Origin of the sequence: Streptomyces sp. APSN-46.1 (assembly GCF_022815725.1) — a bacterium.
GTDB lineage: Bacteria > Actinomycetota > Actinomycetes > Streptomycetales > Streptomycetaceae > Streptomyces.
Genome location: NZ_JALGRF010000003.1, coordinates 376,929 through 400,267, shown reverse-complemented (window position 1 = coordinate 400,267; position 23,339 = coordinate 376,929). Strand labels below are relative to the sequence as shown.

Annotated in this window: 24 protein-coding genes; 13 read left to right on the top strand and 11 right to left on the bottom strand. The window is 68.7% G+C overall.

Annotated features, from left to right (window positions below; all coding sequences use genetic code 11):
* Positions 1-16: 16 nt before the first annotated feature.
* On the top strand, positions 17-280 hold the full coding sequence (locus MTF65_RS14140; protein WP_243629015.1) for a hypothetical protein: 264 nt from the start codon (positions 17-19) through the stop codon (positions 278-280).
* Between the two features lie 228 nt (positions 281-508).
* On the opposite strand, the gene MTF65_RS14135 is transcribed toward MTF65_RS14140, so the two are convergent.
* On the bottom strand, positions 509-1,159 hold the full coding sequence (locus MTF65_RS14135) for a TetR/AcrR family transcriptional regulator (RefSeq protein ID WP_243629014.1): 651 nt from the start codon (positions 1,157-1,159) through the stop codon (positions 509-511).
* A 90-nt stretch (positions 1,160-1,249) separates the two neighbouring features.
* Between MTF65_RS14135 and MTF65_RS14130 the strand changes: the two genes are divergently transcribed.
* Positions 1,250-2,095: an SDR family oxidoreductase gene (locus MTF65_RS14130; protein WP_243629013.1), complete on the top strand. Its 846-nt coding sequence runs from the start codon at positions 1,250-1,252 to the stop codon at positions 2,093-2,095.
* Positions 2,096-2,121: 26 nt separating this feature from the next.
* Here MTF65_RS14130 and MTF65_RS14125 read toward each other — a convergent pair whose 3' ends face one another.
* The 5 genes from MTF65_RS14125 to sigJ (MTF65_RS14105) all read right to left on the bottom strand — a co-directional run bounded on the left by MTF65_RS14125 (position 2,122) and on the right by sigJ (MTF65_RS14105) (position 6,331).
* Positions 2,122-2,277 carry a hypothetical protein gene (locus tag MTF65_RS14125; RefSeq protein ID WP_243629012.1) on the bottom strand — a complete coding sequence of 52 codons (156 nt, stop codon included), beginning with the start codon at positions 2,275-2,277 and terminating at the stop codon, positions 2,122-2,124.
* 29 nt (positions 2,278-2,306) lie between these two features.
* Positions 2,307-2,837, bottom strand: coding sequence for a hypothetical protein (locus MTF65_RS14120; protein ID WP_243629011.1), 531 nt, complete (start codon positions 2,835-2,837; stop codon positions 2,307-2,309).
* Between the two features lie 90 nt (positions 2,838-2,927).
* Positions 2,928-3,620, bottom strand: a complete 693-nt coding sequence (locus tag MTF65_RS14115) for an alpha/beta fold hydrolase (RefSeq protein WP_243629010.1) — start codon at positions 3,618-3,620, stop codon at positions 2,928-2,930.
* A 425-nt stretch (positions 3,621-4,045) separates the two neighbouring features.
* Positions 4,046-5,275: an NAD(P)/FAD-dependent oxidoreductase gene (locus tag MTF65_RS14110; protein ID WP_243629009.1), complete on the bottom strand. Its 1,230-nt coding sequence runs from the start codon at positions 5,273-5,275 to the stop codon at positions 4,046-4,048.
* Between the two features lie 114 nt (positions 5,276-5,389).
* Positions 5,390-6,331, bottom strand: coding sequence for an RNA polymerase sigma factor SigJ (gene sigJ / locus MTF65_RS14105; RefSeq protein ID WP_243629008.1), 942 nt, complete (start codon positions 6,329-6,331; stop codon positions 5,390-5,392).
* Between the two features lie 359 nt (positions 6,332-6,690).
* Between sigJ (MTF65_RS14105) and MTF65_RS14100 the strand changes: the two genes are divergently transcribed.
* From MTF65_RS14100 to MTF65_RS14090, 4 genes are all read left to right on the top strand, one after another.
* Complete coding sequence (locus tag MTF65_RS14100) at positions 6,691-7,140, top strand: hypothetical protein (RefSeq protein WP_243629007.1); 450 nt, start codon at positions 6,691-6,693, stop codon at positions 7,138-7,140.
* A 433-nt stretch (positions 7,141-7,573) separates the two neighbouring features.
* Complete coding sequence (locus tag MTF65_RS30715; RefSeq protein WP_374207226.1) at positions 7,574-8,065, top strand: type IV toxin-antitoxin system AbiEi family antitoxin; 492 nt, start codon at positions 7,574-7,576, stop codon at positions 8,063-8,065.
* Between the two features lie 157 nt (positions 8,066-8,222).
* A complete protein-coding gene (locus tag MTF65_RS14095) occupies positions 8,223-8,543 on the top strand; it encodes a hypothetical protein (RefSeq protein ID WP_243629006.1) in 321 nt (106 codons plus the stop codon).
* A 412-nt stretch (positions 8,544-8,955) separates the two neighbouring features.
* Complete coding sequence (locus MTF65_RS14090) at positions 8,956-10,569, top strand: hypothetical protein (RefSeq protein ID WP_243629005.1); 1,614 nt, start codon at positions 8,956-8,958, stop codon at positions 10,567-10,569.
* Between the two features lie 489 nt (positions 10,570-11,058).
* On the opposite strand, the gene MTF65_RS14085 is transcribed toward MTF65_RS14090, so the two are convergent.
* Positions 11,059-13,707 (bottom strand): RICIN domain-containing protein, encoded by a 2,649-nt coding sequence (locus MTF65_RS14085; protein ID WP_243629004.1) that lies wholly within the window; start codon positions 13,705-13,707, stop codon positions 11,059-11,061.
* Between the two features lie 200 nt (positions 13,708-13,907).
* Between MTF65_RS14085 and MTF65_RS14080 the strand changes: the two genes are divergently transcribed.
* From MTF65_RS14080 to MTF65_RS14070, 3 genes are all read left to right on the top strand, one after another.
* Positions 13,908-14,120: a hypothetical protein gene (locus tag MTF65_RS14080; protein ID WP_243629003.1), complete on the top strand. Its 213-nt coding sequence runs from the start codon at positions 13,908-13,910 to the stop codon at positions 14,118-14,120.
* Positions 14,121-14,362: 242 nt separating this feature from the next.
* Positions 14,363-14,791, top strand: a complete 429-nt coding sequence (locus tag MTF65_RS14075) for a DUF6153 family protein (protein ID WP_243629073.1) — start codon at positions 14,363-14,365, stop codon at positions 14,789-14,791.
* An 87-nt stretch (positions 14,792-14,878) separates the two neighbouring features.
* Positions 14,879-15,541, top strand: a complete 663-nt coding sequence (locus MTF65_RS14070) for a hypothetical protein (RefSeq protein WP_243629002.1) — start codon at positions 14,879-14,881, stop codon at positions 15,539-15,541.
* Positions 15,542-16,211: 670 nt separating this feature from the next.
* Here the strand turns inward: MTF65_RS14070 and sigJ (MTF65_RS14065) are convergent.
* Positions 16,212-17,165, bottom strand: a complete 954-nt coding sequence (sigJ, locus tag MTF65_RS14065; RefSeq protein ID WP_243629001.1) for an RNA polymerase sigma factor SigJ — start codon at positions 17,163-17,165, stop codon at positions 16,212-16,214.
* A gap of 171 nt (positions 17,166-17,336) precedes the next feature.
* On the opposite strand from sigJ (MTF65_RS14065), the gene MTF65_RS14060 reads away from it, so the two are divergent.
* Complete coding sequence (locus tag MTF65_RS14060) at positions 17,337-17,741, top strand: hypothetical protein (protein ID WP_243629000.1); 405 nt, start codon at positions 17,337-17,339, stop codon at positions 17,739-17,741.
* 374 nt (positions 17,742-18,115) lie between these two features.
* Here the strand turns inward: MTF65_RS14060 and MTF65_RS14055 are convergent, their stop codons facing one another.
* Genes MTF65_RS14055 through MTF65_RS14045 form a run of 3 tightly spaced genes read right to left on the bottom strand, consistent with a single transcriptional unit; the run spans position 18,116 to position 19,021 of the window.
* Entirely contained in the window at positions 18,116-18,439 is a 324-nt protein-coding gene (locus tag MTF65_RS14055; protein ID WP_243628999.1) for a hypothetical protein, read from the bottom strand.
* The gene (locus MTF65_RS14050) at positions 18,436-18,801 is read right to left on the bottom strand and encodes a hypothetical protein (RefSeq protein ID WP_243628998.1); all 366 of its coding nucleotides are present in this window, start codon (positions 18,799-18,801) and stop codon (positions 18,436-18,438) included. Before MTF65_RS14050 ends, MTF65_RS14055 begins: the two co-directional genes overlap by 4 nt.
* 25 nt (positions 18,802-18,826) lie before the next feature.
* On the bottom strand, positions 18,827-19,021 hold the full coding sequence (locus MTF65_RS14045; protein ID WP_243628997.1) for a type II toxin-antitoxin system Phd/YefM family antitoxin: 195 nt from the start codon (positions 19,019-19,021) through the stop codon (positions 18,827-18,829).
* Positions 19,022-19,634: 613 nt separating this feature from the next.
* On the opposite strand from MTF65_RS14045, the gene MTF65_RS14040 reads away from it, so the two are divergent.
* From MTF65_RS14040 to MTF65_RS14030, 3 genes are read left to right on the top strand one after another with little or no spacing between them, the layout of a single operon-like run.
* Positions 19,635-20,732: a hydroxyneurosporene dehydrogenase gene (locus tag MTF65_RS14040; protein ID WP_243628996.1), complete on the top strand. Its 1,098-nt coding sequence runs from the start codon at positions 19,635-19,637 to the stop codon at positions 20,730-20,732.
* 19 nt (positions 20,733-20,751) lie between these two features.
* Positions 20,752-21,792: a zinc-binding dehydrogenase gene (locus MTF65_RS14035; protein ID WP_243628995.1), complete on the top strand. Its 1,041-nt coding sequence runs from the start codon at positions 20,752-20,754 to the stop codon at positions 21,790-21,792.
* A gap of 50 nt (positions 21,793-21,842) precedes the next feature.
* A complete protein-coding gene (locus MTF65_RS14030) occupies positions 21,843-22,481 on the top strand; it encodes a TetR/AcrR family transcriptional regulator (protein ID WP_243628994.1) in 639 nt (212 codons plus the stop codon).
* Positions 22,482-23,339: the final 858 nt, after the last annotated feature.

Here is a 23,339-nt window from a genome sequence, read left to right as displayed (position 1 = left end):
CACCCGGGAGTCCACGATGCGTACCAGCACCTACCACCTCGTCGTCGCCCCCGACGGCCGCGCCCCCGAGGGCTCGGCACCGGAGCTGGCGGCAGTGCGGCTGATCTCATTACTCCCGCCGGGCTGGCGGTACAGCCCCGAGTACCCGGACGGGACACTGTCGCTGATCCTGGAGCCGCCGCCCGGGACCACCGAAGAAGCCGCCTACGCCGTCCTGTTCCGCACCCTCGCCGACCCCATCCTGCGAGGCTGGTCCTGGACCAACCCGCCGGAGGACTAGGGCGGCCCGTCCGGGTTCTCGATGTATTTCACGCGGGCGTGTTCTTTTCGGAGTGGGCAGAGAATTCGGCGGGTGGGCGCGGGGCGCCCACCCGCTGGTCCCGGTCAAGAGGAACGCCTGTTCCTCACCGGTCGGCAACCGTGCGGTGGGCTCGACGACTGGTGCCGTCCGGTTGACCGGGAGGTCGCGGCAGTGGGTCGGGTCGCTGAAGTCCGAAGTGTCAGGCCGCTATCCGCGCGTCGTGCTCCCGGTGTCTTCACCGTACTCCGGTTCGTGGGCCGGAAGAGTGTCCGGAGTGTCCAGGGAGTCGAGCCAGCTGAGGAGGCGGGCTCCCTCTCGGGTCATGATGTCCGGGTCGCGCAGGGCGTTGGCCAGGAGAGACATGCCCTGATAGCCGGAGACGAGGGTGATGGCGAGGCCGTCCGGGTCGGGCAGGCCGAGGGCGCGGAATTGGTGCCCGGCCCAGCTCAGCAGTCGCCGGATCACCGCGCCCGCCTCCATGTCGAGGGTCCTGTCCGCGCGCTTGTCCAGTTCGACGGCCAGGGTTCCGGTGGGGCAGCCGTAGCGGGCGGCGACGTCGCGCTGGTCGACCCAGGCTTCGATCAGGGCCTTGAGGCGGTCGCGGGGGTCGGACAACTCGTCGAGCCGCCGGGTGAGTTCGTCCAGGTGCTCGCTGTGCTCGGACAGTGCGGCCCGGACCAGCTCGTCCTTGGTCTTGAAGTAGTAGTAGACGTTCCCGACGGGGACGTCGGCCACGCGCGCGATGTCGGCGAGGGTGGTGCGTTCGACGCCCTGCTCGTGGAGGACCCGGGCCGCCGCAGCCGTGAGCCGTCGGCGCTTGTCGGCTGCCCGTGCCCGGGGCGTTCCTGAGTTAGTCACCCAACCAACTATAGGCAGCCCCCCAGGCGGTCATGTTACGGTCGCCTCAAGCGAGTAAGTCAGTCAGCTTACTAACTCAGGGGGATCGAGATGATCGTCGTGACGGGTGCGACCGGCAACATCGGACGGACGCTGGTGCGGGTGCTGGCCGAGGCGGGCGAGGACGTCGTGGCCGTCTCCCGGCGTCCACATTCCGAGGTGCCTGCGACCGGGGCCCGGCACGCCCAGGCCGACGTCGGGAACGCCGCGAGCATGCGGCCGGCCCTCGAAGGTGCCGACGCGTTCTTCATCCTGCTGGGCGGTGAGCTCAACGGCCGCGGCGAGAGCCCGAATGCCCTGCTGGACGTTGCGCAGGACGCGGGGGTCAAGCGGATCGTCCTCCTCTCCTCCCAGATCAACTCCACCCGCCCCGAGGCCCTCTCCCACACCCGACTGCGCGCGTTCGAAGCCGCCGTGCGCACGTCCGGACCGGAGTTCACCATCCTGCGCCCGGGCGCTTTCGCCTCCAACGCCTTCGCCTGGGCCGAGTCGGTCCGCGCGAAGCGCACGATCTTCGCCCCGTTCCCTGATGTGGCGCTCCCCGTCGTCGACCCGGCGGACATCGCCGAGGTCGCCGCGGCCGCGTTGCGCGAGGACGGTCACGCGGGCCGTACGTACGAGCTGACAGGGCCGGAAGTGATCAGCCCGCGTCGGCAGGCCGCGGTGATTTCCGAGGCCCTCGGTGAGGACGTGACGTTCGTGGAACTGTCCCGCGAGGATGCCCATCTCCACATGGCGCAGTTCATGCCGGAGGAGGTGATCGGCGGCACCCTGGACATCCTCGGACTCCCGCTGCCGGACGAGCGCGAGATCAGCCCCGGCGTGCAGCGCGTCCTGCACCGCCCGGCCAGGCCCTTCGGCGACTGGGTCGCGCGCAACCTGCCGGCCTTCCGATAGATCCGGGCCGGTGCGCGCCGATGGTGTCAGCGCACGGTGAACGGTGCCACGTGGGTCGTGGTGTCCGCCCCGCTGATGGTGAACCGCAGGTAGTAGCTACCGGCCGTCAGTCCCCTCGTCGGGACGTTGACGATGTAGCCGGCGAGCCTGGCGTCGTACCGGAACGGGGTCGTGAACGGCACCGTGGTCGGACCGACGATCGCGCTCGGCGTCAGCGTGATGTTCGGGCGTTGACGGTGAAGGTGTGCGAGCCGAACGTCGAGGTGTCGAACGGGCTGCACACGGCGTTGCCGGCCTTGTCGTAGATCTGACCGTTGCGGTTGATCATCTCGACGATCACGTTCCCGAGCGTCCTGAAGGTCTTCAGCCGCTCAAGGACGGCCGTGGACGGCACCGCCTTCGGGGACGCGGTGCCCGGGGCCGCCTTCGGGATCACCCCCGAGGTCGTGACCGGTCCACTGGGCACCCTCGGCACCGCCCGCGCGAGCTTCGGGGCGGGCCGGAAGGGTTTCGCTTCCTGCCCGGCGCCGCGCCGCGGCTTGGGCAGGGTCCGCACGTCCACCTGGCCGTCCGGCCGTACCCGCCTCTCCCGCACCCCGACGTCCGGCTGAGAGGGGCTGCTCGCCGTGGGCGGGACGCCGGGCTGCGGCTCGGCGGTCGCCCCGGCGGCCGAAGCGGCGATGGTCAGTGTCGCGGTGAGCGCGACGACCGCCGTGCGCGACCACTCTCGCGCTGCGCGCACAACAAGCTCCAGGTCTGTGACCTGGGGCTTTGTCGTGGAGCGGATGACGGGAATCGAACCCGCGAGCGCCGGGCTCTCGGCGAGTGAAACCTACGCTGAGGCCACGGTGTCGGCCGCCTTGCGGATCAGGCCGAGGACGACCTCGGGCTGGGAGAGCATCGGGACGTGGCTGCTGTTGACCTCGACGGTGGTGGCGTCCATGCGCTGGGAGACGAAGCGTTGCAGGTCGGGGTGGACGGCGTGGTCCTGGGTGGTGAGGAGGTACCAGGTGGGCTTGGACCTCCAGGCGGGGTTGTCGGTTGTGGAGGTGAGCACCTCCGCGCGCGGGGCGCCCTGGGTCGCCCATACGAGCTGCTGGTCCTCCGGGGACAGGTCACCGCAGAAATGGGAGATGCCGTCGCGAGCGATCCAGATTCGCCCGTTCTCCTCCTGTAGGTGGGAGAACAGTTCGGGCTGGGTGAACTTGCCGATCAGTTCCTGGACGCTCTCGCCGGCCTCCGGGCTGAGCGCGGCGAGGTAGACCAGCCCGGCCACCTTCTCGTGGTTGCCTGCGGCGCTGATGACGAACCCGCCCCAGGAGTGGCCGACGAGGATCGCCGGCGCGCTGACTCGCTCCAGGGCGCGGTGGACGGCGTCGACGTCTCCTTCCAGTGAGTCCAGGGTGTTCTGGGCGGAAATCACCTCGTGGCCCTCGCGCTGCAGCGTGGGGATCAGCTTGCTGAAGCAGGAGCCGTCGGCCCACAGGCCGTGGGCGAAGACGATGCTCGGTTTCTTCGGTGTCATCCGTACATTCCTCCGCTTGGCACGATCACGTCGATCCGCACACCTGACTGACGCGCCAAGTCCACATCGGGACCCGCCGGCCTACACCCGGGGTGACCCGATCAGGTGAGCACACCGGGGCGCAAGCCGCGCCATGAGGGGCGGCCGCAGAGAGCCACTCCTCCTCGACGATGAGTCTGCGATGCCCGGTTCCCAGCGCATCGCGGAAGTCGGCGCGGTGGGGGACCGACGCGAGGAGCCGGTCCAGGGTGGGGTCGCCGACCATGGTCGCCCGGTCCGCGGCGCCGGGGCAGTGGCGTGCGAGGCGGGACACCGGCTCCTCGTGCAGCCGTCGGAGGTCCCCCTTCGGCCTCGCCGCCAGGACCAGGTCGTGCCTGACGCGCGGGCCTCGTCCCAGGACAGAAGCGCGACACCTCACCCAGTTCTCACCCGCGGGAGGAGCCCAGGCACCCGGTGGCCGCTGCCTCTGCCCGTGCGCGGCTCCTGGTCTCCTGCCGTACGACACGCCGGCGCCGGGACGGCATGCCCGCTGTCGGGTTGGCGACGCCCCAGGCAGCGCCCTTGCAGATCAGTTCCTTGTAGAGGGCGGCCACGCGGCCCGTCAGGGCGCGGTCGACCGCCCGGTCGTCGGCGGTGACGAACTGGATCAGGCCCTCCTTGCGGCCGAGGGAGACGCACTGCTGGAAGTAACGGATGGAGACGCGGGGGACCTTGGTGTCGGCGAGACGCGCGGCGATGGCGTCGGCGGCCTGCCAGGCCATGGGGACGCCCGAGGCGCAGGACATGCGCAGGGGCTTGCCGCCCGGGCCGATCGCCATCGCCGCGTCGCCCACGGCGTACACGTCCGGGTGGGAGACCGAGCGCATCGTGGTGTCGACCACGATCTGGCCGCGGTCGGTGAGCTCCAGGGCGGTGGCCCGGGCGATCGGGTGGACGGCGAAGCCGGTGGTCCAGACCGTGACCTCGGCGGGGATGGTCCGGCCGTCGGCGGTCGTCACGCCGTCCGCCTCCACGGCGTTGACCGCGGTGTGTTCGTGGACCGTGATGCCGAGCCCGTCCACCACCTTCCGCAGGTGGGCGCGGCCCTTCTTCGAGAGCCAGTCGCCGAGGGCGCCGTGGGCGGCCAGGGCGACGTCGAGGTCCGGGCGGGTCTCGGCGATCTCGGTCGCGGCCTCCACGCCGGTCAGGCCGCCGCCGACCACGACGACGGGCCGGCCGGCGTCCAGGACGGCCAGGCGATCGCGGAGGCGGAGGGCGCCGGGGCGGCTGGAGATCTCGTGGGCGTGTTCGGCGGTGCCGGGGACGCCCCCGTCGTTCCAGCCGCTGCCGAGGGCGTAGACCAGAGTGTCGTACCCCAGTTCCTCCTGCTCGGGGCCGTTCGCGGCGGTGACCGCCACCCTCTTGCGGTCCACGTCCACGGCGGTGACCTTCGCGAGCTTCAGTGCCACGCCCGTACCCGCGAACATCTCGCCGAACGGCCGGGGCCTGAGGTCTTGGCCGGCCGCGAGCTGGTGCAGCCGTACGCGCTCGACGAAGTCGGGCTCGGGGTTGACGAGGGTGATGGTGACGTCCTCGTGGTGCAGTCGCTTGGCGAGGCGGCCGGCGACGACGGCTCCGGTGTAGCCGGCTCCGAGAACGACGATGCGGTGCTGCATGTCCGTGCTCCTGTCTGCGAGGGTTCCGCCGTTGTCTCTGCGCGGTTTCGCCACTTGAACCGGACAGCCCGGCGTTTCCTGACAGGGTTGGGGTGTGAAGCACGTCACATCGGGTCAGAGGGTGTGGAGCGGGGAACCGTGGTCCGCGGAGGCCCACTGCTCGGTCGCGCGGACGAGCTTGTCGGGGTTGACCTGGCTGCGGAGCGCGGCGATGCCCTCCGCGGTGACCTCCAGGCACGTGATCCCGACGACCCGGCCGTCCACGACCGCCACGATGGCGGGCCCGCTGTTGGCGGTCGTGGCGTAGATCTGGGGCACGCCGCCGACATGGGCCCGCTTGGCCTTGCTGGGCTTGAACAGGCCGCGCAGGAACGTGGCGACGGCGAGTGCGCCCTCGAACGCCTTTGCGCGGGCCGGGACCTTCCCGCCGCCGTCGCCGACCGAGACGGCGTCCTGGGTGAGCAGGCGTACGAGGGGTTCGGTACGGCCACTGGTCGCCGCGGCCAGGAACTCCTCGACGATCCTCCGGGCGGCGACCTCGTCGATCTCGGTGCGTGCCTTGCCGTCCGCGATGTGCTTCTTGGCCCGGTGGTAGATCTGCTGGCTGGCGGCCTCGGTGATCTCCAGGATCTCGGCGATCTCCCGGTGCGGGTAGTCGAAGGCCTCGCGCAGCACGTACACCGCCCGTTCGCCCGGCGACAGGCGCTCCAGCAGGACGAGGACGGCGTACGACACCGACTCGCGCTGCTCGGCGGTGTCGGCCGGGCCGAGCATCGGGTCCCCGGCGAGCAGCGGCTCGGGCAGCCACCTCCCCACGTACGTCTCGCGCCGGGCGCGTGCCGAAGTGAGCGTATTGAGGCACCAGTTGGTGAGGACCTTCGTCAGCCAGGCCTCAGGCACCTCGATCCGCTCGACGTCGGCTGCCTGCCAGCGCAGGAACGTCTCCTGCACGGCATCCTCCGCCTCACTCGCCGAGCCGAGCAGCCGGTAGGCAATCGCCTCCAGCCGGGGCCTGGCGGTCTCGAACCGGTCCACGTCACTCATGATCAGGGCCATGCTCGCGATCCTAGGCGCCCCAGGGAAACGGCGGGGAGTCAGTGCTCTCCGGTGAGCGAGGAGTGCGCGACGAAGACGTCTGGAGAGGTCCGCTGTCGGAGGCGTCCGCGAGGGTGCGCCGCAGGTGCGAGCGGCGTCGGCTCAAGCCATCGGGGCTGGTTCCAACGCCCTGACGAGCCCGGCTTCTTGGTCTGAGAGACGGAGGAGGGTCCGGTGGTCATCGAGCGCGTCGACCCGAACGCGGTTCACCCTGATTCGACAACCGGACTGACATGGGCGGAGCAACTAGGTGAGCCAGTTCCTCCGACTGGACTCCAGGAGAGGCCGGAGCACGTGCGCAACGGGAAATGTGAGAAGAAATGACCGCGATCGAACGCCTATGGGAAGACTTTGAGCTTCCCGTCAAGGATGCACTCCACTACGCCGACGGGCACTCTTACGATGTCGCCCTCGACCCCGCCGCACCGAGGGGTTTCACGGTGCTCGCCCCCTTCGACCTCAATGAGATGCTGGAAAGCGATCCGTCTTGGGTGTCTTCGGTCGATGGGCTTGCCGCTGTAGACCTGGGAGAGAAGGGGCTGCTGTGGGGCGGCGAGGGTTCGTACGGGTCGGAGGGGTTCATCGCACGTTTGACTGTTGACCGTGCTCTCATCTGGGCGATGTTCTTCATGGAATCCAATCCATTTGATCGGATTCAGTTGTCCGAAAACGTCGCTACCTTTAGCTCGACCGCCGGGTTCGAGATTGCCGTCGACATCGACGATCCGCGAACTCCAATCTCTGGACCCGCATCGAACCGAACGGCGTAGGCATTTCCCCGGCCGCAGGAGAGCGCGGCGGACGGTGGCGGGCCGGCCGTCAACAGGGCCGGCCCTACCTGGCCTACTTCGCGAGGGCCTGGAACCGGCTCCTCGATGAGGCGGCGGGTCACGGACGGACGTCCGGGGCTGCGGCGGCCGATCCGCGCCGCCAGTACGGCGAGGGCCGGCCACAGCTATGTCGACACCTGGCTGCCCTGATCGACGACGGCGGGCGAACCGTGCTTTCGCCCTTGGAACTGACTGCATAGGAGCCTCAACGGGTCGACCCCATTCCCGTTTTGGGGGGAGAGGCTCTGACCATGAGCAGCAGAAGTGGGTCGCCGGGGGACCTCCTTCTGGCTGTGTTGCCGTAGAAATGCGGCCCAGGCTCGTCTACTGGTAGCGGTCGGAGGCGAGCATCCAGGCCAGGTGGGTGCCGGGCATGTCACGGATGATCCGTACGACGTGCTGCAGGCGGTGCGGGGGTGGGCCCGCCTGCCGGTGGCCGGTGGCTGGAGGCCGCGCACAGCTCAGCCCAGGCTGGGGTGGCGGCCACAGGGGGCGTGCTTCCGGTGTTGCTCGCCGCCCAGGGTGTGGTGAGGGGGGAGCGAGCGCTGCGGCGCAGGCGGGGGCGGACTACGTCGCTCTCGGGCGTGCGGAGATCTACGTACATCCGGACAGGGTGGACAAGCTGGAAGCCGAGTTCGGCATGGTCCGCGATGAAGAGCGGGGCAATGTCTCGCTCCGAATTCCCCCAGCGGAGATGTGGTCGTTCCTGACCTCAAGGTCTGAAACGTGTGGGCAGGGCCACGACGCCCCGGCCTCGGTAGTGGCGGCCGACCTTCTGGACCTCCACGAGGGCCGAGCCGACGCTGCCGCAGCTGGATTGCTCGAGTCTCTACTGGCTCGCTACGCACAGCCTCGGAGGGCGTGATCACGGTGGCTGAAGTGCCCGAAGCGCAACTGGAGTCGGACCTGTTCACCGGTCCACTGGTGGAGCTGTGGAGCGTGCTGTTCGACCTGTCACGACGCCGCCCGGCCGCACACTGGAGGTGCCAGGGGGTCGGCAGGCTGCGCAGAGGACCGAGGCTGTGAGTGTGCAACTGGGGCCGCGGACCGGCCGGATCCGTCGCCCCAGCCTGTTGGGGGCGATCGTGGCGAAGGCTGCAGCGGTGAGCATCAAGACTGCTTCACCGGAGCGGCACTACCGCGATCTGGCGTTCTTGCTCTCGTTGCCCGCCAATCCGCTGCAACTCAGGGCTGAGCTCGACAAGGGTGACCGTAAGAAGCTCGCGTTGGCGAAGGCTCTGCACGATCCACAGCATGCCGCTTGGCGCCAACTGGCCGACGATGGTGCTCGGGCGGACGGCCAGGCCATGTACGCGTTCTTGTCTCCGTCCGCAATGACGTGAGGACGTCCGAAGGTCCGTTGACCTGGTCGCCGTCCAGGTGGTGCGCAAGTGGTGCGTTACCCCTGAGTAGGTCTAGAACCCCGGTACTTGAGCGTACGCGGGGCGTTTGACCTGCGGAAATGCCTGCTTCCCAGCCCTGTACGGCAGTCTAGTTCGCCCCCTTGATGACCGCTGTTCGCCGCCCCTACTGGCACGTTGTGGCACGACCTTTGGTTGGAAACTGTAGAAGGCGGGCTGCTGGGTTTCCCTGCGTTGTCAGTGCCTACTGTCAGTATTCCTCCCCTTGCCTCGATGGAGCAGGAGGAAGACGGTGGCGGGACTTCTGAACACCTTGGTACAGAGACGACGTTCGGGTCGGGCGTACCTGTCAGCGGCGGTGCCGACGCAGAGAGGTGAGGCCAGGACGGTCGGCGTGGATGCGGGTCCCCCCGACGGCGGTGGCGGACCGGCGAGCGGAACGCTCACCGCTGCCACCCAGCGCGTCCGGCTGATCGTAGAGGGGTCGGACGACCCGGATGAGACGGAGCGCGCCGTTGAGGCACTCGGGTCCCAGCAGGGCTGGAAGGTGCGGCCCGCGCAGTCGTTCGACAGGGTGAGGGTGGCAGACGGGCGTGTCGCTCTAGTGGTGGACGCCCTCGCGTACGGTCAGCGGAGGACGGCGGTTGACGCGGTTCGCGAACAGGTGGTCCGCCTGCTCAAAAAACCTCCGGTCGAGTTCCGGATTCGAGAGGCCAGGCTCGTCCGGCACGAGGAAGAGCCATGCACCACCCTGGTGCGGGTGGTGCGTCGGACGCCGCCGGGCGCTGGAAGGCTTCGCCGCTGGCTTGGACGTCATTTGGAAGCTCTGGGTGGAGCCGACACGGGCCATGTGCTGACCGTTCCGCTCGTCCACGGGGAGGACGGCGAGCACCTGAAGGCCAGGGTGAAGGAGCAGTGGGCGGACCTCACGCAGGGGGCCGCAGCGTTCGACGACGAACTCCACGACCTCCGGCTGTCTGTCGGCCCCAGATCGAGGTCGCAGACAGAAGAACCATCGTCACCGAGCACCGGCCTTCGGCGCTTCCGGCCGGCGGCGTTGTCACTCCTTGCCGTACCTCTTTTGCTGGTGTGCGCCTGGACGCTCGCTTCGATCTCCTCGCCATGGCGATTCCTGGCGCTGCTGGCGCCCCTCGTGTCTTTCGGGCCGGTGGGCTACTGGATCACTTCGAACGAGCCGCGGCCCCGGCTGCTGCGCCTCGCCTCGGGTGCGCTTGTCGTGGGCGGCTTCACCTGGGTGTCGTACCAGTGGCTGGTGAACAGCCCTGGCGGGCTCGCGGCACAGGTCTGGGGGGTGGTCCAGGCACTGCTGCTGATGGCGACTGCCGTTGGCTGTTGGCACGCCTTCTCCCGCTCGTGGCTTAGCCGCAATCTGCTGCTGCTTCTGCCCGCGCTCATCGCGCCGCTTCCGTTCGTTCTTCCCTGGGTCGGTTCGTTTCTCCACACCGCCTATGTCGAAGAGGTGCTGGGAATCCCCGAGCCTGCGGTGCACGTCGCCTTCTACTGGCGCTATTTCGTGGCGCTCAAGCCGGTGGTGCTGACCGTTGCGATCACGCTGTTCTACGTGTCCCTCTACGGATGGGCCAAGTACTTCAACCTGCATGTCTCGCAGAGCGCCATGGTGAACGTGGTGTTCCCCTTTCTCGTTCTGCTCGCCGTCCTCGGGGTGGCGGAGCTGACCTTGAAGGAGGTTCAGGCCGCTGCGGAGCGTACGTACTCGGCTGCCGTCAGGGGCGAGCAGCCGCCGGGTTACTTCGGCATCAACGGGCGGCTGGTATGCGTGCGACCGGTCGAGCCGGGCAAACCGATTTCCGTCCATCCGGGCCCGCCTCCGATGAGCCGGCCGGTCCTGGTCTTTCCTCGGGAAGGAACTGAGCTGTGGGTGTGGGACCCCTCCCCCGAGCGGGGGCGCTTCTCTGCCGAGCACGCCGTCCGCATGCGGGCCGAAGACGTCTCCCTCTATCCGGCGACTGGCCTCTCGTGCCCGTGACCGAGGTTCCATGGTGCGACTCTTCGCCGTCCTGATCTCGGCCAGGGAAACAAGGGGCGGCGCGAGAGGCGTTGAGGGGTCTAGAAATGACGAAACCCCAGGTCTCTGATCTGGGGCTTCTCAGCGGATGACGGGAATCGAACCCGCGCCATAAGCTTGGGAAGCGATGGTGCCTTTCTGGCCCCTCTGGCTCTGACCTGCGGGGATGCGCTGTGCGGAAGGGACTGTCTCGGTCGGATCACACCCTGTTGGCCGAGGTTGACCGCCCTTATGGGCACGCCAAGGGCAGGGAGCCGCAGAGCGGGCGAGGCACGGCTCGCTGCTGTCGCTTCCATGTGCTGGTGCCGCTCCTCGCCTTGACGATGCGGGGTCGCCTCGTCGCGCATCGTCCGGACAGCCCCAGGAGCTCGTGCAGGACGAAGCGAGGTCCCTCCGCCATGGCGGGGCCGCAGGCCGTTGAGTGCCTGCGGCCCCGCTCGGGCGGTGGGGTCAGGACGGGTCGCCGTACTGGAGGCCGCGCCCGTTGGTGCCGACATAGACGCGCCCGTAGGTGTCGGGGTCGCCGGAGATGACGCCGACGCCGCCGATGCTGCCCCACTGGTGGGCGTCGTCGTTGACGCGGAGCCAGGTGGCGCCCTTGTCGGTGGAGCGGAAGACTCCGGTGACGTCCTTGACGGTACCGATCAGGTACAGGGCCTGGTAGGCGCCGCCCGGCGCGGCCTTGCCGAAGCCGAGGGTGGAGGCGGACCCCACCGTTCCGAGCGTGGTGAAGGTGCGGCCGCCGTCGGTGGAGTGCAGCAGCCCCTTGGCGCCGTCGGCGATCCACAGGTCCCCGGCGATGCCCGGGACGGCCGCGAGCCGGCCGGCGGGCAGGTTGGTGGCACGGGCCGTGAAGGTCGCGCCGCCGTCGGTGCTGGCGTAGAGCGTGCCGCCGACCAGTGAGTAGAAGGACTTGGCCGAGGAGCGGTCGGCGACGACCACGGCGCCGGTGACCAGGCCGCTGACCTTCGACCAGCTCGCCCCCTTGTCGGTCGAGCGATACGGGGCCTGACCGGCCTCGGTCCAGACGATGGCGGAGCCGTCCGCCGCGAGCGCGACACGGCCGCTGTCGGCGCTGCCCACCGGCTCTGCCGTGAAGCCGCTCCAGCTGCTGCCGCCGTCGGTGGAGTAGGCACCGTCCTTCGCGCCGCCACGGCCTACGCGGACCATCACTGAGGGGTTGGACTGGGCGAAATCGATGTCGGTGCTGGTGATCATCATCGGGTTCTCCAGCCGCCCGGCGGGCACCGCGGTCAGGGAGTCGTGGCGGAAACCGCCCAGGTCGCCCATGGCGGTGATGGCGGTGGCGCCGCCGGGCGGGGCGATCACGTCCATCAGCGCGGTCTCCTCCAGCCCGCGGGCCCCCGCGGTCCAGTGGCTGGTGCCGCCGTTGTCGGTGGCGGTGGCGTCCTTGCTGCGCCAGATGCCGCTGCCGGTGCCGTACAGCGCGTGCCCGGAGTTGAAGGGATCGATGGCCAGGGCGGTCATCCAGTGCCCGGTTCCGGTACCGACGTAAGGAGCGGCGGAGGCGTTCCGCGCCGACTTCGCGGCCTGCGCCTTCCAGGTCGTGCCGCCGTCGGTGGTCCGGTAGAGCTCGTCTTCGGGCCACCAGCGGTCGAGGGTGGTGACCATCACCGTGGACGGCTTCTGCGGGTCGACGGCCAGACCGGAGAACCCGTAGCTGCCGCTGGACGGGGAGACGTTCTTCCACGCCCCGCCCGCCGGTGTGTACTTCCACACCGAACCCGCCGTCGCGCCGCTGGGTCCGACGGTGTTGGCGTACGTCAGGTACAGCGAGCCGTCACCGGAGAGCACGCCGTGCTGCGGCATCTGGCCGGTGGGCTGCCCGGAGACGGCCTGCCAGGTGCTGCCGCCGTCGGTGGAGCGGTACAGGGAGGCGGACTTGTCGGCGACGCCGACATAGACCGTCTTGCTTCCGGCCGGGCCGTACGTCACGAAGGAGATGCCCGCGCCGCTGCTCGCCCCGTCCTTGACGGGGAACGAGGAGACCTGACTCCATGTCACGCCGTGGTCGGTGCTGCGCCACAGGCCGTTCTTGCGGGTGCCCAGCAGCAGGGTGCCGTGGTCCGCGGGGTTGATCGCCAGCCGTTCGCCCGCCCCGCGGCCGTCCTCGTTGGCGCCCAGCTTGAAGGGCAGGTCGGTGCGCTGGAAGGTGCGGCCCCGGTCCGTGGAGCGCAGGATCGCGCCGTTGCCCGCCCAGTTGTTGGTGTAGGTGCCCGTCGCGAGGTAGAGCCGCGCGGGGTCGACGGGGTCGGTGGCCAGCGAATCGATGCCCAGAAGGTTCCAGTCCTTCTCGCCGAGCCAGTCCGTCAGCGGGATCCACTGCTCGGCCGCGGCGTCCCAACGGTAAGCGCCGCCCATGTCGGTGCGCGCGTACAGCAGGCCCTTCTCCCGCGGGTTGAACACCAGCCCGGTGACGTAACCGCCGCCCACCACCTGGGCGTTGTTCCACACGTACGGTCCGGCCGCGACCGTCTGAGCCCCGCCGGTCCCGGCCGCCTGGGTCTCGGCCGTTTTCACCAGCTTCCACTGCTGGTTGGTGCCGCCCTTGCCGGGATACTGGATGACTCCCGCGGCGTCGGCCTTGGAGCCTCCGGAGACGTCCAGGACCTGGCCGCTCCTGCGGGAGGTGAAGGTGACGGCGTCGGAACCGCTCACACCGTCGATCCGCCACTCCTGGGAGGTGGAGGAGCTGTCGGTCTGCTGCTCGGCGGCGGCCGCCTGGGCAGTCGAATTGCCAGCTATACCCAGCACTTTGCCGCTGTTGCGGTTCACCAGCTCGTAGTAGCCGTCCCCGGTGGGCCTCAGCTTCCACTGCTGGTTGGCGGTGTTCTGGTCGGTCCACTGCTGGATGCGGGTGCCGTCGGCGGTGGAGAAGGCGTTGACGTCCAGAGCCTTGCCGCTGCGTACGGAAAGCAGCCGGTAGTAGGCATTGCCGTCGACCGTCGCGGCCTGCGAGTCCTCCTGCACGAACAGGAGATACGGCACGACGAGGGCGGGCGCGCCGAGCAGCAGACCGGTCGCGGTCCAGCGACGGCGGTGACGCCCGCGGCGCCCGCCGTTCGTGGGGTTCTTCATGGGGAGGTGCTCTCCTTGCATGCCGTTCACCAGAGGAAAGGTGGATCCGGCTGCCGAAGGGCCGGATCCGACTCCTTGTGGTCACAGGCCCCGCAAAGGGTTGCCTTGAGCCGGGAACTTTTTCGGGTCACCTCGTGGCCCAAGGCGCAGGCTTCGGCCGCATACCCTTGCCGACGCCAACTTCACCGCGCTGGGCGTTGATGTCGGACACCTACGCCCATCTGACCGCGTTCCACGAAGGCGACCAGGCGTTCGCCCATCTCCACCCCACCACCGAGGTCACCGGCAACAACGGCGGGCCGGACCTCACCTTCCACGCCGAACTGCCCACCGCGGGCAACTGGCGGCTGTTCCTGCAGTTCCAGACCGGAGGAAAGCTCCACACCGCTGCGATGACCCTGCGCGTCGGCTGAACCCGTGCGGGCGCCGGCCTCCACAGCGGCGCCCGCACCCCCGCCAGCGGAGGCGCGGACGCGAGTTTGTTGACCATCTGCTCGTTCTCCGCCGCCGAACTCGAAGACGACCGCGACGGTGCGGCCCAGGCTGTGGACGCCGCGCAGACACATTCACAGCTGGTGCTATCTTCCTCCCCGTCCCGGGTGGAAGGCCCTGTTGGCCTTCCCGCTACCAAGCCCTCCTACGGTCGTGAAACGTGATGTCAGGCAAGGTCCGTCGCGACCGCCACTCGGGAGCGTTGCTGCGGGCAACGCTCCTCGCGGTGGTGCTTGCCCTCTTCGCGATGCACGTCCTGGCCTCACATCAGCCAGACCACAGCGGGCACGCTGCCGCGTTCCCGCTCGTCGACGCGGGACACAAGGCTCAGCACGCTCATTCGGACGTCGCCCCCGGGGATGTCACCACCAGAACACTGGGCAGCCCGGACGGTGAATCCCCCTGCGACCACGGCGGAGTCGGAGAGAGCTGTCTGGCGCTGCTGTGCATCGTCGCTGCCCTGTTCACGTTCGCCATCAGGCGCGGGCTCTCCAACCGCGTCCTCCAGCGTTGGGCAGCACGCGCGCGCTCCTGGATCAGCCGCACCGGCGACCCGCCGTGCCTGCACCGACTTTCGATCCTGCGCTGCTGAGAGCTGCATCAGCGTGGCGCCGCACCACTGGTGCCGGCGCGGCTTCTGCCTGCTCTCACCCATCAAGATCCGAAAGGCCTTACCCGCATGACCACCGTTCTCGAGCCCGAGCGCCACCAGACTCCTGCCTCGAAACATCGCCGCCCGGCCTTCGACAAGAAGTCACTCCCGGCTCGCTACAGCGGGCAGATGCTCTACTTCCTGGGCGCCGCCCTCATCGCCGGCGCCGTCGTCCACTACCCGATCAATCCGTCGCTGTACGCGATCATCTGCGTCGTCGGCGCCTTCGTGTTCCTCCTCGGCACCATCGTCAACGAGTTCGTGCTGGCCGAGGAGCGTCCGGCGCTGAGCCAGGCAGTCTCGCTGGTCATGTTCTCCCTGCTGCTGTCCTTCGGAGTCGGCCTGGTCGGCGGCGGCATCCAGCACTTCGAGCAGTTCCCCGAGCGCAGCGCCTGGATGACCCCCATCGGCCTGCTCATGTCGTACGTCGCGTTCGTCGCCAAGGACTCCAAGGGCCGCTGGCGGCACCTCGTCACCCCGTTCGCGGGCGGCGTCGTCGTCCTCGCGGCCCTCGCCTGGCTGGGCATGACCGCCCTCGCCGGCACCATCGGCTCCGACGGCCACAGTCACGACCACGGCTCCACGACCGGAACCCCAGCAAAGCCGGACCAGGCTCCCGTTAAGCAGGATCCCCCGGCCAAGGCACCCGCCGAGCCGGCGGAGGATGGCCATACGTCCCATAGCCACTGACCTCGGTCCGGCACGTCGTAGCCGTTCTCGCGGGCCCACGCGTGGATCACGCTGGGCCCGCGGTTCGCTCATGGCGCTTGCATTTGCCGTCACTCAGGACGCTGGACGCTCCGCGCGGCTACGCGCAGGGCGCGGCGAGGCCCGAGAGGTCTAGACAATGAAGAAGGCCCAGGTCGTTGACCTGGGCCTTCTTTCAAGAGCGGATGACGGGAATCGAACCCGCGCTATAAGCTTGGGAATCTATGCGCGGAACGTTCTCGCATGGCTCCTGACCTGCGAAAATCGGCCCTGCTGGGCTTCTATCGGGGCCTATCCGTGCTCCGGTTCTGACCGCTGTTGACCGCCCCTAAGGGCACGGTTGGGGCACGCCCCTCATGTTGGTGCCTCAGGAGGAGTGTGAGTCGCCCGGAACGCCTGCGAATTGCGCCGCCGGTAGGGCCGCTGTCGCCTGGAATTGCTCCCGCAAGCGGACCCCAAGCGGAGCTGCTCGACGGAGGTGACGCACGGGACGCAGGCCCGGACCCAGCCGGGCCCGTACCCGCGATCAGCCGGGCGCGGCCGCGTGTCAGGGGTGCTTGTGGGGCCAGGTCCGGTCGACGGGCCTGAGTGGTGAAGGCGAGGGAGGACCCGAGCCAGACCTGTGGTGCGTCACCGAATTCATGGCGCCGGGTCAGCTCTGTCCGTTCTCGGTCCACGGACGGAGTTTCTCCGGGTTGCGGACCGCCCAGATGCGAGTGATGCGGCCGCCGGTGAGGCTGAATGCCGCCACGGTGACGGTGACGCCGGCGTGCTGGGCGACCAGGCCGGGCTGGCCGTTGACCGTCCGCTCGAGGAGCGTCAGCCCAGGGGCTTTGTCGGCGATGTGGATCAGGTACTGGGCGATGCGCTCGCTGCCCTCGACCGGGCGCAGGACGGTGCCGACCATGCCGCCGCCGTCGGCGGTCATCGTGGCGCCGGGGTCGAGGAGGTCGATGAGGGCCTTGATGTCCTTGGCCTCCCACGCCTCCTTGAAATCCCGCACCAGACCGGCCTGCCCGGCCGTCGCAGCCGCCGGAGCCTGCGCGGCGCCGATACGCCGACGGGCCGAGGACGCCAGCTGCCGGCAGGCCGCGGGCGTCCGGCCGACGATCTCGGCGACTTCGGCGAAGGGATACCGGAAGACGTCGTGCAGGATGAACGCCACGCGTTCGGCCGGCGTCATCGACTCCAGCACGACGAGGAAGGCCATGTTCACCGACTCGTCCAGGGTGACCCGGTCGGCGGGGTCGGCCGGCTCGGTCCTGCCGCCGCTCGCCGGTCCGCTGAACCACTCCGTACGGTCGGGCAGCGGCTCGGGTATCCATGCGCCGACGTAGCGCTCGCGCCGGGCCCGCGCCGAGCCGAGCATGTCCAGGCAGATGCGGCTGGCCACCGTCGTCAGCCAGGCACCGGGAGACTCGATGGCCTCCTGCCGTTGGCGCGACATCGCGTACCAGCGGGTGTAGGTCTCCTGCACGGCGTCCTCGGCCTCGGCCAGCGAACCGAGCAGCCGGTAGGCGAGATTGATCAGCTGGCGCCGCTCGTCGACGACAGCGCTCAGGCCCGGCTCGGACCGTTCGTGCCCTGGCTCGGATGGGGTGCTCATGGTTGCGACCGCTCCTTGGTTCTTCTCGTCCGATTCCGCTCTCGACACTTCGACGAAACACCGCACCGGAGTGTGAGGTCGGCGCTTCGCCTCACATTTCGAGGAGCTGCGTCGTCGGACCACCGAGACACTACTGATCCACCGCCGCGAGGCAGAAGAGGGGACCGGGTCATGGCCACACAGACGACGGCAGTACAGGGCAGAGTCACGTTCCCGCAGGTCGCGATAGCCATGCAGACGTTGGCCCTCTTCTTCCAGGCGGTCACCGCCGGAATGCTGCTGTCCTCGCCCCACGGCTACGTACTGCACGACGCCGGATCGAAGGTGATGTACGGCGCGTCGATGCTGTACGTGCTCGCCGCGATCCTGGCGTGGCGGCCGGGCGGCGGGTCACCCCGCCCCATCCTGTACGCGTCCGGCTTCCTCGTGCTCGCTTCGGTGCAGGTGGTGCTGGGCATCGCGCACATGCCGTCGCTCCATGTCCCCCTGGGCATCCTGATGTTCGGCCTGAGCGTGCTGGCGCTGGGCCAGGTGCTGTCCACCCGCTTGTCGGAGCGCACCGGCACCCGGTCGTAGCCGCCGCGCGATGCAGGCCTGCTCGGCAGAAGGCCGCCGAGCAGGCCCAGCAGGGGCCAAGTGGTGGCAAGTGGTCCGGGACTCGTGAGCAGGTCTAGACAACGAAGAAGGCCCAGGTCACAGACCTGGGCGTTCGTTCAAGAGCGGATGACGGGAATCGAACCCGCGCTATAAGCTTGGGAATCACCCGGCACTTGAGGGTTCGCGTAGCCACTGACCTGGGGAATCGTTCTGTGACGGCGTCATGTGTGCGCCCCTTGGGAAACCGCTGTTGACCGCTCGATACCGGTCCGACTGGCACGTTGTGGCACGGCCTCCAGTAGAAGCACCAGAGCGGATGGCACCCGTGGTTCAGGCGCTGCGGTGATGCCGGATCAGGCCCAAAAGGCTTCGGTGACAACGATCTGTGGTTCGGCGTGGCGGCGTATGAAGGTGTAGATGAGCCAGCCGCGTCCGCCGGCCAGGTCCACGATGTGGGGGCCGCCGGGATTGGTGGAGGCGAGCGGCCGGACGGTCATCCAATGCGGAAGCGCGGCATCGGCGTCGATTCCCCGGAAATACGGGTCCTCGGCCGTGACCAGCTCCGCGCGGGCACTCATGATCAGGTCGCTGCCTTCGGCGGGCATGTTCTGGAAGGCATGCTGTGCCTGCTTCGTCCAGTCCATCTGCCAGGGTGGCCGGGGTGGTTCGTCGTTCACTCGCCGGGCTCCCTCTCGCCGGCTTCGTGCCGAAGACGGCTGTATTCCTCCAGGAGCCGCAAGGACTCACCGGGGTCTTCGGACTTGGCGGCGCGAGCTTCGAGATCGCGCATATGGGAGTCGAGGACGGGATCTCGCGCTATGGCGTACTGGGTCCACCACAGGCGCATGAAGGCAGGCACCGGGGTGACGCTGAAGGCGTTGCCGATGACGCGCTTCCAGTGGGCTTCGAAGTCTGGGAGGAGGTGCGGAGCGTGCTCTTGGATTGCCAACCGGAGCGCCTGGGGGGTTCGTTCGGGCATGGGCGGCAACCGCCGGGGTTCCCCCTCGTACTGCTCAAAGTGGAGTGCATGGGCGGGCATGGTTCGGGCTCCTTGGAGTGGAGGGTCAGGCCGCGTCCTGCTGGGCCTCGTGTGGCCGCTGCCGACCGGTCATTTGCTCGAACCATTCGGTAGGCACCAGGTAGGCGACGGTCTTCCCTTTGCGGGTGATGGCCGCGGCCTCACCGGCGATCCGGGTCCGGTCAAGGATCTCTCCCATCCCCTTGCGAAGGTCGATGGTTGTATACGTCTTCGTCTCCATGGCCTCCAGCGTAAGGTAACTCTCATAGTTGTCATAGGTGACGTGAGCCGGGAAGTGGCACGGAAGTGGCGCGCGGCACCTGGAAGGGGCTAGACAACAAACAAGCCCCAGGTCTGTGACCTGCGGCTTTGTCATTGAGCGGATGACGGGAATCCAACCCGCGCTATTAGCTTGGGAATCTGTGACGCGCGGGTGGGCCGCATGGCTTCTGACCTGCTGTTTTCCGTCCGGACGGCCCCCGTCCGGACAGCTTCTGTGCGCCGATTTTGACCGCTGTTTACTGCCCTTAAGGGCACGACTGGGGCACGCGCCTGCCGTGAGAGCTCATGCTGCCGGGCGAGGGTGTCGGTGACCAGGCGCGGCGCCACCAAGGACCCGGGGTTTCCCGCGAGGCCTGGCGTAGCCCCGACAGGGCTGCGCCCGCGGGATGGCCTCCGGCGTGCGGGCCTCGCCGATCGCGACGCCGGCTCGGGCGGTGGCCGTTCGCTCAGGGTGGCCGTGGTCCCGACTTGCTTTTAATTGACAGTTGCCCATTAATGGGATCGGGGGTGACCGACCGAGGACCCGTAATCGACGTGCACGCCGCATGTCGCCTGACAGTGAGGCGCAGACCATGCCCCGTACCGGACCGTGCCGCATGGCGGACAAGCCCGCCGATTACCAGCGCCTCGGCCTGGCCAAGGGCGATATCGCCCAGTGGGAGGACGGCTTCTCCGCCCCGGGCGGCCCTGGCACCTTCGAGTGGTGGTACTCCGACTACGTCCTCGACGACGGCTCCACCCTGGTGATCAACTTCATGGCCAAGGACTTCCGCAGCGCCAAGGGCGTCAACCAGCCCGCGGCACCGGTCGTCACCTTCGAACTCAACCGGCCAGACGGCACCCGCATCGAGCACACCTCGAAGCCGCACCCCGACGACTTCTCCTTCGCCACCGACCGGTGCGACCTGCGGATCGGGAAGAACACCTTCGCCGGCGACCTGCACACCTACCGCATTCACGTGGACCTCGACGGCATCACCGCCGATGTCACCCTGACCGGGCAGGTCCCCGCCTGGCGTCCCGAGACCGGGCACATCCTCTTCGGCGACGGGGACAAGCAGAAGTACTTCGCCTGGCTACCGTCCGTACCGCAGGGCACGGTGGAGGCGACGCTGACCCTCGACGGCGTCACCGAGACCCGGACCGGCACCGGCTACCACGACCACAACTGGGGCGACGCCGACATGGCCCGCCTCATGCACCACTGGTACTGGATGCGCGCAGAAGCAGGCCCGTACACGGTGATCGCCTCGTACATCACCGCGGCAAAGAAGTTCGACTCCGCCGAGGTCCCGATCTTCGTACTCGCCAAGAACGGCAAGATTCTCGCCGACGAGGGCTCACTGGTCCGCTTCACCAAGAGTGACGAGCAGATCGACCCGGTCACCGGCAAGCCCGTCGCCAACACCGGCGTCTACGACTACGACGCCACCCAGGCCGGCGGTGACCGTTACCGGGTGACCTTCCGCCGCCAGTCCACGATCGTCCAGGACCGAATGATCGAGTCCCTCAAGGGACCCAAGCGCCTGCTGGCCACAGTCGCCGGGTTCAACGGCGCCTACCTGCGGTTCACCGGCCAGGTCAGCGTCGAACACCTCACCCCCGGCACGGTTCCCGAGCGCCTGGACGCACCGGCCCTGTGGGAGCTCATGTACTTCGGCAAGCACTGAACCAGGAACGGAAGAAGAGATGAAGAGAGCGATGCAAGCGGTACGGATCAGCGGGTTCGGCTCTGCCGAAGACGTCCTCGAATACGCCGACGTGCCAGTCCCGCGCCCGCCGGGCAAGGGCGAAGTCCTGGTACGCCTGCGGGCCACCTCGGTCAATCCGATCGACTGCCGGCGCCGCGGCGGCTACGGCCGCGCCCTCCTGCGCCTTCGCGGCATCGGAGGCTTCCCGCAGATCCTCGGCAGCGATATTTCCGGCGAAGTCGTGGCTGTCGGCCCCGGAGTGAGTGAACTCCAGGCGGGTGATGCGGTGTTCGGTGCGAAAAGCCCGTCCATCCACGGCACCTACGCCCAGTACTGCCTGGTCAAGGCTGCCGAAGTCGTACGGAAACCTGCCTCGCTCTCCTTCGCCGAAGCAGCCGCTCTGCCCTATGCGTTCCTGTCCGCGTGGGCGGGGCTCACCGACGCGGGCTTCCGCGCCGAAGCCGCCACAGGCCGACGGGTCTTCCTCCAGGGCGGCACCGGTGGCACCGGCGTCGTCACCCTCCAGGTGTGCAGGGCGCTCGGCGCCCACGTTGCCGTCACGGCCGGCCCGCAGGGCATCGACCTGTGCCGCCGCCTGGGCGCCAACGAGGTCTTCGACTATCGCACCCAGGACTTCAGCCGGCACCTGGACCGCTACGACTTCGCGATCTGCCTGGCCGACCAGTCCGAAGAGGCCAAGATGATCTCCATCCTGCGTCCCGGGCCCGGCACCGGATACGCCACGCTCGTCCATCCCCTGATGAGCCTGGTCGACGCCAAAGGCCTGCTGCGCGGTGGAATCCAGGCCGTCCGCATCTTCCTGCGGGAGCGAAGCAGTCAAAAGCGCCACCGTCGCGCGTACGCCTGGAGCCTGTTCCGCCCCGACCGCGCGGCTCTTGAGCTGCTCGCCGAGCTGGCCGAGAAGGGCACCGTCCAGGCGGTCATCGATCGCGCCTACCCCCTGTCCGCGATGGCCGAGGCCCATGAGTACTCCGAGAGCGGCCGCGCCAAGGGGAAGATCGTGATCGAGATCGAATGACGACTGCCCGCAATTCCCGGACCCAGCCATCACGTGCATACGATGAAGCCATGGTCAAGGCAGCACGCACCCGGGGTCGCCCGCGCAAGGACGAGGCCCCCGCCCCCGCGGAAGAGGTGCTCCAGGCCGCGCTGCACGCGTTCGCCACCCATGGGTTCCAAGGCGTGTCGCTGCGCACCCTCACCGAGGAGCTGGGCGTCAGCCACAACCTGCTCCACCAGAGGTTCGGCTCCAAGCAAGCCCTGTGGAAGGCCGCGGTCGACTGGGGCTTCGGGCTCGTGGTCGCCGAGCTCTACGCTTCCGACGACGAGTCCGCGCCGCTGCGGGACCGCCTGCGTACCTTCGTCCGCACCTTTGCGCGCTTCTCGGGCCACCACCCCGAACTCCTGCGCCTGATGAACATCGAAGGAGGCCAGCCCGGCGAGCGACTCGACTACATCTCCGACACCTACACCGCCCCCGTCGTCGCACGCTTCCTGCCGGTCCGCGACGAACTCGTCCACCACGGCGAGATCCGTCCCGTTCCTGCCGAAGTCATCTTCTACATGATCACTTCCGGCGGCGGCGCGATGTACGCCAGCCGTGCCCAGACCGAACGCCTCTTCACCGCCGCACCACTCGCGCCCGACCGCATCGACGAGTACGCCGACACCATCGCCGACTTCGTCATGAACGCCCTGCGCCCCTAAGGCAGACGCTGCCCGCCAGAACCCGGCGGGCATGATCCACCTCGCCCCGGCGGCGGCGGCGGGCGCCCCACGCGGGACGAGCCGCAGACCTCGATGACCGCCCGGCCGCGGTCGTATCCCGCCCGCTCGGGCAGGGCTCCGCCGACCCCAACCCCATCATCGTGAACATCGCCCAACCGTCGGCCCAGCAGGACCTGGGCTTCAGCGACGGCAACCGGCAATGGGTCGTCAGCCCGAGAACTCCAGGGTCTCCAAGTGCAGGACTTGCCGAACGCCAAGCCGCTGCCCCGCTTTGTGGTGGGTGAATTCGTTCATCGCGTACTGATTGCCCCTCGTCGGCAGCACGGTTGGTGCAGCCTGGGCTCAGAGGTATGGGGAGAACGCTGCTTCCAGGCGCTTGACTGCATCTTCATGAGCGCGAAGGTGTGGCTGCATCACCCACACGTCCTCACGAAAATGGCGCGAACCCCAAGGACTGCCAGCAGCGCTGGACAAGCGCCTTCTCGCGAGCCTCCCTTGCCTCGTCATCCCGTTCGCCGATGGGGATGTCGATCGGGTAGGGGTGCGTTGCCACGAGCGCTGCCCGACCGGCGACCCAGCGGAGCAGGTGGCTGATCAGCAGCCGCCCTACACCCCCCCAGCCCACGCCACGCCGGCGCGATCCGGGCCCGATCGATGATGACGATGTGGGTGCCGTTCACCAGGCACTCGTCCAGATCGGGGTGGAGGCCGAGATCGCCGGACTTGTCGAAGAGCGGTGCGAAACGACCGGCATAAGAAGAGCTACGTGTACCGGATCGTCTCCACCGTCGTGGAACGGGTGGTCACTGCTGCGGGTGGCGTCGCGGCCGCTCTGCG

Excerpts from the sequence above, each read along its gene's own strand:
- MTF65_RS14075 (WP_243629073.1), top strand. The coding sequence starts at position 14,363 with ATGTCAGGCAAGGTCCGTCGCGACCGCCACTCGGGAGCGTTGCTGCGG.
- sigJ (WP_243629001.1), bottom strand. The coding sequence starts at position 17,165 with ATGAGCACCCCATCCGAGCCAGGGCACGAACGGTCCGAGCCGGGCCTG.
- MTF65_RS14030 (WP_243628994.1), top strand. The coding sequence starts at position 21,843 with ATGGTCAAGGCAGCACGCACCCGGGGTCGCCCGCGCAAGGACGAGGCC.
- MTF65_RS14100 (WP_243629007.1), top strand. The coding sequence starts at position 6,691 with ATGACCGCGATCGAACGCCTATGGGAAGACTTTGAGCTTCCCGTCAAG.
- MTF65_RS14060 (WP_243629000.1), top strand. The coding sequence starts at position 17,337 with ATGGCCACACAGACGACGGCAGTACAGGGCAGAGTCACGTTCCCGCAG.
- MTF65_RS14035 (WP_243628995.1), top strand. The coding sequence starts at position 20,752 with ATGAAGAGAGCGATGCAAGCGGTACGGATCAGCGGGTTCGGCTCTGCC.
- MTF65_RS14110 (WP_243629009.1), bottom strand. The coding sequence starts at position 5,275 with ATGCAGCACCGCATCGTCGTTCTCGGAGCCGGCTACACCGGAGCCGTC.
- MTF65_RS14040 (WP_243628996.1), top strand. The coding sequence starts at position 19,635 with ATGCCCCGTACCGGACCGTGCCGCATGGCGGACAAGCCCGCCGATTAC.
- MTF65_RS14140 (WP_243629015.1), top strand. The coding sequence starts at position 17 with ATGCGTACCAGCACCTACCACCTCGTCGTCGCCCCCGACGGCCGCGCC.
- MTF65_RS30715 (WP_374207226.1), top strand. The coding sequence starts at position 7,574 with ATGTCACGGATGATCCGTACGACGTGCTGCAGGCGGTGCGGGGGTGGG.
- MTF65_RS14085 (WP_243629004.1), bottom strand. The coding sequence starts at position 13,707 with ATGAAGAACCCCACGAACGGCGGGCGCCGCGGGCGTCACCGCCGTCGC.
- MTF65_RS14070 (WP_243629002.1), top strand. The coding sequence starts at position 14,879 with ATGACCACCGTTCTCGAGCCCGAGCGCCACCAGACTCCTGCCTCGAAA.
- sigJ (WP_243629008.1), bottom strand. The coding sequence starts at position 6,331 with ATGGCCCTGATCATGAGTGACGTGGACCGGTTCGAGACCGCCAGGCCC.
- MTF65_RS14130 (WP_243629013.1), top strand. The coding sequence starts at position 1,250 with ATGATCGTCGTGACGGGTGCGACCGGCAACATCGGACGGACGCTGGTG.
- MTF65_RS14045 (WP_243628997.1), bottom strand. The coding sequence starts at position 19,021 with ATGGAGACGAAGACGTATACAACCATCGACCTTCGCAAGGGGATGGGA.
- MTF65_RS14050 (WP_243628998.1), bottom strand. The coding sequence starts at position 18,801 with ATGCCCGCCCATGCACTCCACTTTGAGCAGTACGAGGGGGAACCCCGG.
- MTF65_RS14115 (WP_243629010.1), bottom strand. The coding sequence starts at position 3,620 with ATGACACCGAAGAAACCGAGCATCGTCTTCGCCCACGGCCTGTGGGCC.
- MTF65_RS14080 (WP_243629003.1), top strand. The coding sequence starts at position 13,908 with ATGTCGGACACCTACGCCCATCTGACCGCGTTCCACGAAGGCGACCAG.